Source organism: Holophagales bacterium (assembly GCA_016719485.1).
Lineage (GTDB): Bacteria > Acidobacteriota > Thermoanaerobaculia > UBA5066 > UBA5066 > UBA5066.
The window spans coordinates 204,602-211,902 of sequence record JADJZB010000025.1; the positions used below are offsets into that span (position 1 = coordinate 204,602).

At 70.6% G+C, this 7,301-nt stretch carries 5 protein-coding genes; 4 read left to right on the forward strand and 1 reads right to left on the reverse strand.

Annotated features, from left to right (window positions below; genetic code table 11):
• Positions 1-109: 109 nt before the first annotated feature.
• Entirely contained in the window at positions 110-2,026 is a 1,917-nt protein-coding gene (locus IPN03_18105) for an endonuclease (GenBank protein ID MBK9375577.1), read from the reverse strand.
• A 977-nt stretch (positions 2,027-3,003) separates the two neighbouring features.
• Here IPN03_18105 and IPN03_18110 point away from each other — a divergent pair.
• The 4 genes from IPN03_18110 to IPN03_18125 all read left to right on the forward strand — a co-directional run.
• The gene (locus IPN03_18110; GenBank protein MBK9375578.1) at positions 3,004-3,144 is read left to right on the forward strand and encodes a hypothetical protein; all 141 of its coding nucleotides are present in this window, start codon (positions 3,004-3,006) and stop codon (positions 3,142-3,144) included.
• Positions 3,145-3,536: 392 nt separating this feature from the next.
• Positions 3,537-4,718, forward strand: coding sequence for a hypothetical protein (locus IPN03_18115; GenBank protein MBK9375579.1), 1,182 nt, complete (start codon positions 3,537-3,539; stop codon positions 4,716-4,718).
• A gap of 209 nt (positions 4,719-4,927) precedes the next feature.
• Entirely contained in the window at positions 4,928-6,295 is a 1,368-nt protein-coding gene (locus IPN03_18120) for a phospholipid carrier-dependent glycosyltransferase (protein ID MBK9375580.1), read from the forward strand.
• Positions 6,292-7,301 (forward strand): glycosyltransferase family 39 protein (locus IPN03_18125; GenBank protein ID MBK9375581.1); only part of this gene is annotated, 1,010 nt, incomplete at its 3' end. The genes IPN03_18120 and IPN03_18125, both read left to right, overlap by 4 nt.

A 7,301-nucleotide genomic window follows, 5' to 3' on the forward strand; every position in this document is an offset into this window, starting at 1 on the left:
AGCCCGCCAAAGGTTGCCGGAGGCGGGAGAAATGCGTGGGCTTCGGGCCTGAAAGGCCCGGGAGGACGCACGAACGCCCTGCGCCCCCCCGGCCGCCGCCTCCCCCGCGTCAGTCGAAGTACCCGGCTACGTCGACGATGACGTGGACCGTCCCGGCGCCCGGTACGGTCGCTTCCAGCCGGGCGCGACCCGTGCCGTCCCCGGAGAGCTTGAGGATCGTGTTCGAGGCTCGCGTTCGCCCGGCCCCGAAGGCGACGACGCTCGTCTCCGTCGACGCGACGTCGGCCGGGTAGGCGGACACCCAGCCGGCGGAGGACGACTCCGTCACGGTGAAGTTCGACGCGAGGGCTCGCGCCGAGGCCGGTATCCCGCAGATCCCGTGGAACGACACCACGCGCGGCGCGCCGACGGCAATCGGAGCGTCGAACCGGGTGTCGAGGACGCGGCACGGCGTGAGCGCGTGGAAGCGGCCGCCCGTGCAGGCGGTCCGGAAGCTCGCGTCGTCGCCGGTCGTCGTGCCGCCCGCGCTCGTCGCCCTCGCGCGGTAGTGGATCGTCGTGCAGGGGGCGATGTCCGTCAGCACGGCAGAGATCGCCTGCGCCGTCGTCCCGGCGCCGACGGCCTGGCCCGCCGTCGTCTGGCCGTACGACGGCGTCGGCCCCCACTCGAACGAGACGATCGTCGCCGCGCCGTTCGGGTTCGCCGTTCCGTTCAACGTCGCGCCCGTCGTGGTGACGTCGGTCGCCGCCTCGGTCGTGGCGGCGGGCGCCGCAGCGGGAGAGTCCCAGTGGAGCTCTACGAACTCGTTGGCGAAGGCGCTCGCATCGCTGAACTCGTTGATGACGAGACCGGTCCCGCAGCCCGCCCCGGCGCCCGAGCCGGGCGTGGCCGACGAGACGGCTCCGGCCGTCCAGCTCCCCGCCGAGCCCGCGGGCAGGCAAGGGTCGTTGCGTCGGACGCTCGGGAACGTCGACGACAGCGCGATCGTCGGGCCGTCGACGACGGCGCCCATGGCGTTCGTCAGCGTGTAGGTCTCGCCACCGTTGATCATGGGCGCCTGCTCGCCCGAGTTCAGGAAGACGACGTCCGGTCCGAGAGTGACGCTCCAGGCAGTTTCAAAGGCCGCCTTGTCCGCGTTGCGCGCGATCACGACATAGCCGCCCGCGGGTACGGTGGTCCCTGCCGGCAGCGTGTAGGTCTGGGTCGAGTTCGCCTGGGTCAGCGTGTAGCCGCCGACGTCGAGCGCCGTGCTGACGGCCGCCGTCGTCACCGTGCCGTCGGCAGACCAGGTCGGCCCGTTCCCGCAGGGGTCCGTCGAGCCGGCGCGGAAGTGGTATTCCGTCGTCGCCGAGAGGCCCGTCACCGTGAGCGAGTGTGTCGTGACGAGGGTCGCGTCGTGGGCCGTCGAGCCGTAGGAGGCGGTGGCGCCGTACTCGAGGCGGCTGTCCGACGGCTCGTCCGTCGTCCAGGTCACCGTGAACGACGACGGCGCGGCCGACGATGCCGACGGGCCGCTCGCGAAGGCCGGCGGAAGATCGTCGTCGGTCCGGTCGGCCGCGGAAATCGGTCCGTTGCCGGTGCTCGTCTCGCCCTCGTGGTTGAAGGCCTCGACGGCGTAGGCGTAGGACATGCCGGTGACGCCGGTCGCGTCCGCGCACGAGGTCGCGGAGGCGGAGAAGGGCCCGGCGCAGCCGCCCGTGGAGATCGCCACGCCGTCCCGAAGGATGCGGAACCCGCGGTCGCAGCCGGACGTGCAGCCGTCGTTCCACGCCGACGGCACGTTCCACGCGAGGTCGACGCCAGAGACGGCGCAGAGGCTCGGGTCGGTGGCCGACTTCAGGCCCGAGAAGAGGAGCGCCGGGTTGCCGCCGCAGGTCGCCGAGAAGACGCACTCCACCCACTCCGGGTGGTCGACGAACGGGTTCCGGTTCCCCTGGAAAGCCTCGATGACGTCGTTTCGCGCCCGCTCGTCGTCGTCGACGGGATCGTCGAGATGCCACTGGAGGAGGACGGAAAGGCGGCCCATGTAGGCGGTTCCGCCCGAGGTCGGAGACGAGGGACAGGTTGTCCGTGAGGACGAGGTCCGGCTCGCTCTTCCCATTGACCGCGTGGCTCCCCCCCTCGTACCGGACGTCCATGTAGAACTGCGCCCGGGCGAGGTCGCCGCGTCGATGGTTCCAGACCTCGTACGTCCGGGTCGACGGAGACGACCAGTTCCAATTGCCCGGATACGTTCCGCTCCCCCCGATCCGTGGTTCAGGTGGGTCGGGTTCTCGGCGCAACCGGTGTTGCAGGTCCCGAACGGTCGTTGCCGCGGTTGCCGTTGTAGATCTTGTTCGTCGCAAACAGGTGGTGGCAGTCCGAGTAGGGGATCGTCCCCGTCCTCGGGGAAGCCGTACGACTTCGGCCACGAGTGCTCGCTGGTTGTAGACCCCGTCGCCGCCCGGGGTCTTCACGTACCAGGCGTTCCTGTACTTGTCGAGGATCATCCCCGCGTCGACCGGGTCCTGCTCCGCCCGGTTCAGGATGTCCCAGGTATCGGTGGGGCCGTCTGCGCCGGCAGAGTACGGGAACATGACGTGGTTCTCGATCGCGGCGTGGACCGTCGTCCGGAGGTCTGACGGGTTGCTCGCGTCGACCGCGGCCCAGTAGTCCGCGACGTTCACGCGCGTCACCGAGCCCGGGGTGTTCCGGGCTTCGCCCGGCGCGAGGGAACCGGGAAACGTAGGCAGCCCGTCTCCGTCGAAGTCGTTCCGCTTCCAGTCCGTCACCGAGTCCGTGTCCCGCCAGTACGGGAAGCGGGACGCGCCGCCCGGCGCCGTCGCGTTCCCGTCGAACCCGGGACCGAGGACGGGGGAGGCGTAGGTCAGCGCCCCCGCTCCGCCGTCGGAGAAGGCGACGCCGTCGAGAACGGACGTCCACGGGACCACGTCGAGCGCGCCGTCGTTCCCGGCGTCGAGGTCCTGCCCGATCGCGCCCGTGAAGCCCGAGACGAGGAGGATCGTGAACGCCGGCCCATCGAGCGTCGACGTCAGGTATCCCGTCGTCCAGAACCCTGCGTCGTTGGCGGTCGTCGGCGTGAAGACGTGGAGGATCTTCCCCGGGTCGCCGCCGGCGCTTCCGTCCAGCCCGACGAGCGTGTAGCCCGAGAGGGACGCGCCGGGGCTCGCGTGGACCTCGACGTACTCGTGCGTGTCCGGACCCGCATGGTCGAAGACGACCTCGGTGAGCCTCTGAGCCGCGGCCGGCCCCGCGAGGGCGGCCGCGAAGGCGATCGCGACGACCGCGTTGAGGAGGGCGGGTCCCTGGACGGACGAAAGCCCCGCTGATCGTCGTACGGTCGTCTGTGACATGTGTCTTTACCTCGCACTGGCCGGGCCGGCCGAAGGGTGGGATTGTAGATCTCTCCGCGCCGGTTCCGCGGCCGCGACGTGGGGCCCCTTGCCTGCAGCACCGACCTGTACGGACGTGCGTTCTCCCGCCGAACCCGGGCCGGACCCCTTGATCGCGGTCCTGTGCGCGAATAGCCTCCGTACATGAAGCGCGCTCTGAATCTCGTCGCCGGCGCCGCCCTCCTCGGCGGTGTCTTCCTCGCCCCGTCTCGCGTGTCTTCCGCGGCGGACATCCGGGTCTGCGAGAACGCCAACATGCGTCCGCCGTGCATCGACCTGCGACACGGCGTGAACGACCTCGGCGACTGGAGGATCTCGAACAGCATTTCGAGCTTCTCGATCGGCTCGGGGGCGTGGCTCATGTGCACCGAGACGGACTTCCGCGGGCGCTGCGAGACCTTCTCGGGGTCCCGCAGCAACCTCCAGGGGACGCCTTTCCAGGACCGCATCTCGAGTCTCCGGCCCGTCCGCGCGGGGGGCGGCGGGACCTGGGGCGGCTGGGGCGGCGAGACGGAGTGGGACCGCATCGGCATCGCCGTCTACACCGACAAGGGCTACCGGGGCCGCTCGTGGGTCTTCTCGGACGACATCCGGGACCTCTCGCGGATGGGCCTGAGCAACCGGATCTCGTCCGTCCGGATCTTCGGCGGCCGCTGGCGCATCTGCCGTTCCCCGAACTTCGGCGGGTGCCTGGAGATCTCGGGCGACGTCTCCAACCTGCGCGACATCGGTTTCAACGACCAGGTCAGCTCGATCCAGGAGCTCGGGCCGGGCGGCAGCGGCTCCGGTGGCGGCCGCGTCTCCATCACCGTCTACCGCGACAAGGACTACTCGGGACGCTCATGGAGCTTCGACAAGGACGTCCGCAACCTCGGGTCGATGGGGATGGGAAACCAGATCTCCTCCGTCAAGGTGTCCGGGGGGCGCTGGCGGCTCTGCCGGACGTCGAGCTTCGACGGCTGCATCGAGATCGGCGAGGACGTCCAGGACCTCCGGGAGTTCGGCATCAACGACCAGATCAACTCGATCCAGCTCGTGCGGTCCGGCGGCGGCTGGGGCGGCTCGGGCGGAGGCCCGCGCGACGAGGCGATCCTCTACGAGCAGTCCGGGTTCCGCGGCCGCTCGGTCACGGTGACGGGAGAGGCGTCGAACCTGCGCGACCGCGGATTCAACGACAGGGCGATGTCGATTCGCATCCGCGGGACCTGGCAGCTCTGCTCCGACGCGAACTACAGGGGTCAGTGCGTGAGCATCCGGGGCGACCAGGACGACCTTGCCCGTCTCGGCCTCCCGAGGAACCTCTCCTCGCTTCGCAAGGAGCGCTGAGCGCCCCGCGGGGGGGGAGGGCGCCGTCCTCCCCCGCGCTCACATGGAGAGCGGGCCTCCCGACGATTCCTGGCCCGTGCGCGGCGAGGACGCCCGGCAGCGTGAGCCCCTCGCCTCGGGGACGACCTGCTAACCTCGCGACCTTTGGCGAACGCTGCAGGGACCCGTGCAGAGCGGGTCGCGATCCGAGGGGGCGGGCCTCTCGTACGATGAGATCGATCCGGCCGCATCTGGCTCGCCTCGCCGAGTGGGTCGTCGCTGGTGCGGTCCTGGTGCTCTCCTTCTCCCGCGGCCTCGACAGGGTGCCCTTCCACATGGACGAAAGCCTCTGGATCTGCTGCAGCCTCTATTTCGAGGCGGCGGTCGACGAGGGCTTCATCCCGCCGCAGTGGTTCCGCGAGAGCGTCCGCGGACCGGAGCCGGCGCTCCCGGATCACGCCCAGAAGGGACCGCCCGGCGGCTGGAGCTCCCGGATCACGTGGGGGCCTCACTACTTCTCCCTGGACCAGCCTCCCGTGGCGCGCTACCTGATCGCGATCGGCAGACGCCTGCACGGCTACGCCGCCTCCGACCTGAACCGCCCATGGGAGTCCAAGCTCGGTCCCGACGAGAACGCTCTCCTCGGAAACGTGCCGTCTGCCGGCCTGCTGGAGGCGGCCCGCCGCTCCACGGCCGCCCTGAGCGTCGTGAGCGGTCTCGTCCTGTACGGGCTCGTTCGGCAGGGCGCCGGGAGGATCGCGGGCCTCGTGTTCGTCTTCCTCTTCTCGGCGTCCGGCTACTTCCTCGTCCACCTGCGCCGCGCGATGGGAGATCCCGCCCTTCTCTTCTTCACCTGCCTGGCGATGTGGGCCGGCACGAGGGCGCTGCGGACGCGCGACGAGGCCCCCGAGGGCACTTCCGGCGAGGGCGCGATCCGCGCCCTCGGCTGGCTCGCGACGATGGGGGTCGCCTCCGGTCTGGCCGGAGGGTCGAAGCTGAACGGGCTGGCCGTCGCCGGCGCCGGGGCGGTCCTGGCCTGCCTCCTCGCTTTCGGCGGACGTGGTCTCGGACGCGGGTGGCGTCGACCGGCTTTCGCCGCGGGAGCCTCGGTGCTCGTTCTGGGCTCGTGCGCAGCGACGTTCGTCGCCGTCAACCCGTCGCTGCACCACCGTCCATCGGCGCACCTGACAGCGATGCTGAGGCTGCGGGCGAAACAGCTGGCCGAGCAGCAGAGTGACCCGCGGTGGGGGCTCTCGACGCCGGGCCGCCGCATCCTCGTCGTCGCGGGCCGCACGCTGAAGCAGTACACGGTCACGCGGGTCGCGACCCTCAACGCTCTCCTCGCGGGCCTCGGCCTCCTCTTCCTGGCCCGGGGAACCCGGCGGTGGACGAAGGACGGGAGCGGACCGGCCGCCGCGGTCGTCCTGCTCGCGGTCGGGCTCTTCACCGCGGGGCCGGCCCTGATGACACCGGTGGACTGGGACCGGTACTACCTCTTCCCGGTCGTGTTCCTCACGGTCCTCATCGCGGTCGGCGCCGCCCGCGGACCCGGCGAGATCCGCCGCCTCCTGGCGGCGAGGGCCCAGGCCCGGCCGTGAACCGCACCTCTCGCTCCCTCCTCGCGCTCTTCGCCACGGCGATCCTGTTCAAGCTCGCGCTGATCGTCGCCTTCTACGGCCGACTCTACCCGGACGTGATCGGCGCCGTGAACCTCGGGAAGGACGTGCTCGGAGGCGTCGAAGGCTACCGGATCACGAGCAAGACGTTCGTGGGGCCCGTCCTCTGGTACGGCGTCTACCACCTGGCGGGGCTCTGGGGGCTGAAGCTCGTCAATCTCGCGCTCTTCGCGGGGCTCCTCGTCGTGCACGCGCGCGTCGGCCGGACGCTCTTCGGTGCGGAAACGGTCGTCCTCGCCTCGGTCCTCTTCGCTTTCTACCCCGGGACCAACCTCAACGTGGCGGTCGGCGAGCAGGACGACCTCGCGACCCTCCTCTTCTTCGCCCTCGGCATCTGGCGCTTCGTGTCGCGGCGCGACGCGTTCGTCCCGGGCCTCCTCGTCGGTATCGCGTTTCTCTTCAAGTTCTCTGCAGCCGTTTTCGCCCTCGGGTTCGTCATCTACCTTCTCGTCCGGCGGCAGCCCCGCGGCCGTGACGGTCCTCGGATGGCCCCCCTTCGTCCTCCTCAACGCCCTCGACGGCCTCTCGAGCGCGAGGAACCTCGTCTACGCCGCCGGGATCCAGCAGGGGTTCTCCAGCTGGCGGGGCGTCGGGTTCAAGCTCCTGAGCACCGGCCTCCTCCCGGCGGTGGCGCTCTCGTGGTGGGTGTGGTGGAAGAGGAGGAACGACGCGCACCTCCTCTTCACGCTGATCCCGACGGCCTACCTCGCGTATGTCATCCTGAACCGGGATGCGTGGGCGGCAGGGTTCGTGATGATGCAGGGGCTCTTCTTCGCGTCGTTCCCGCTCGCCCGGCTCCTCGCGGACCGCGAGCTCGGCACGCCGTGGGCCGGGCGAAAGGCGCTCGTCGGGGCGCGCTCGCGGCCTACCTCCTGGTCGCGACCTCGATCACGCTCGTCAACGCGATCCAGGACACCGAGCTCGCGTC

Excerpts from the sequence above, each read along its gene's own strand:
- IPN03_18115 (MBK9375579.1), top strand. The coding sequence starts at position 3,537 with ATGAAGCGCGCTCTGAATCTCGTCGCCGGCGCCGCCCTCCTCGGCGGT.
- IPN03_18105 (MBK9375577.1), bottom strand. The coding sequence starts at position 2,026 with ATGGGCCGCCTTTCCGTCCTCCTCCAGTGGCATCTCGACGATCCCGTC.
- IPN03_18120 (MBK9375580.1), top strand. The coding sequence starts at position 4,928 with ATGAGATCGATCCGGCCGCATCTGGCTCGCCTCGCCGAGTGGGTCGTC.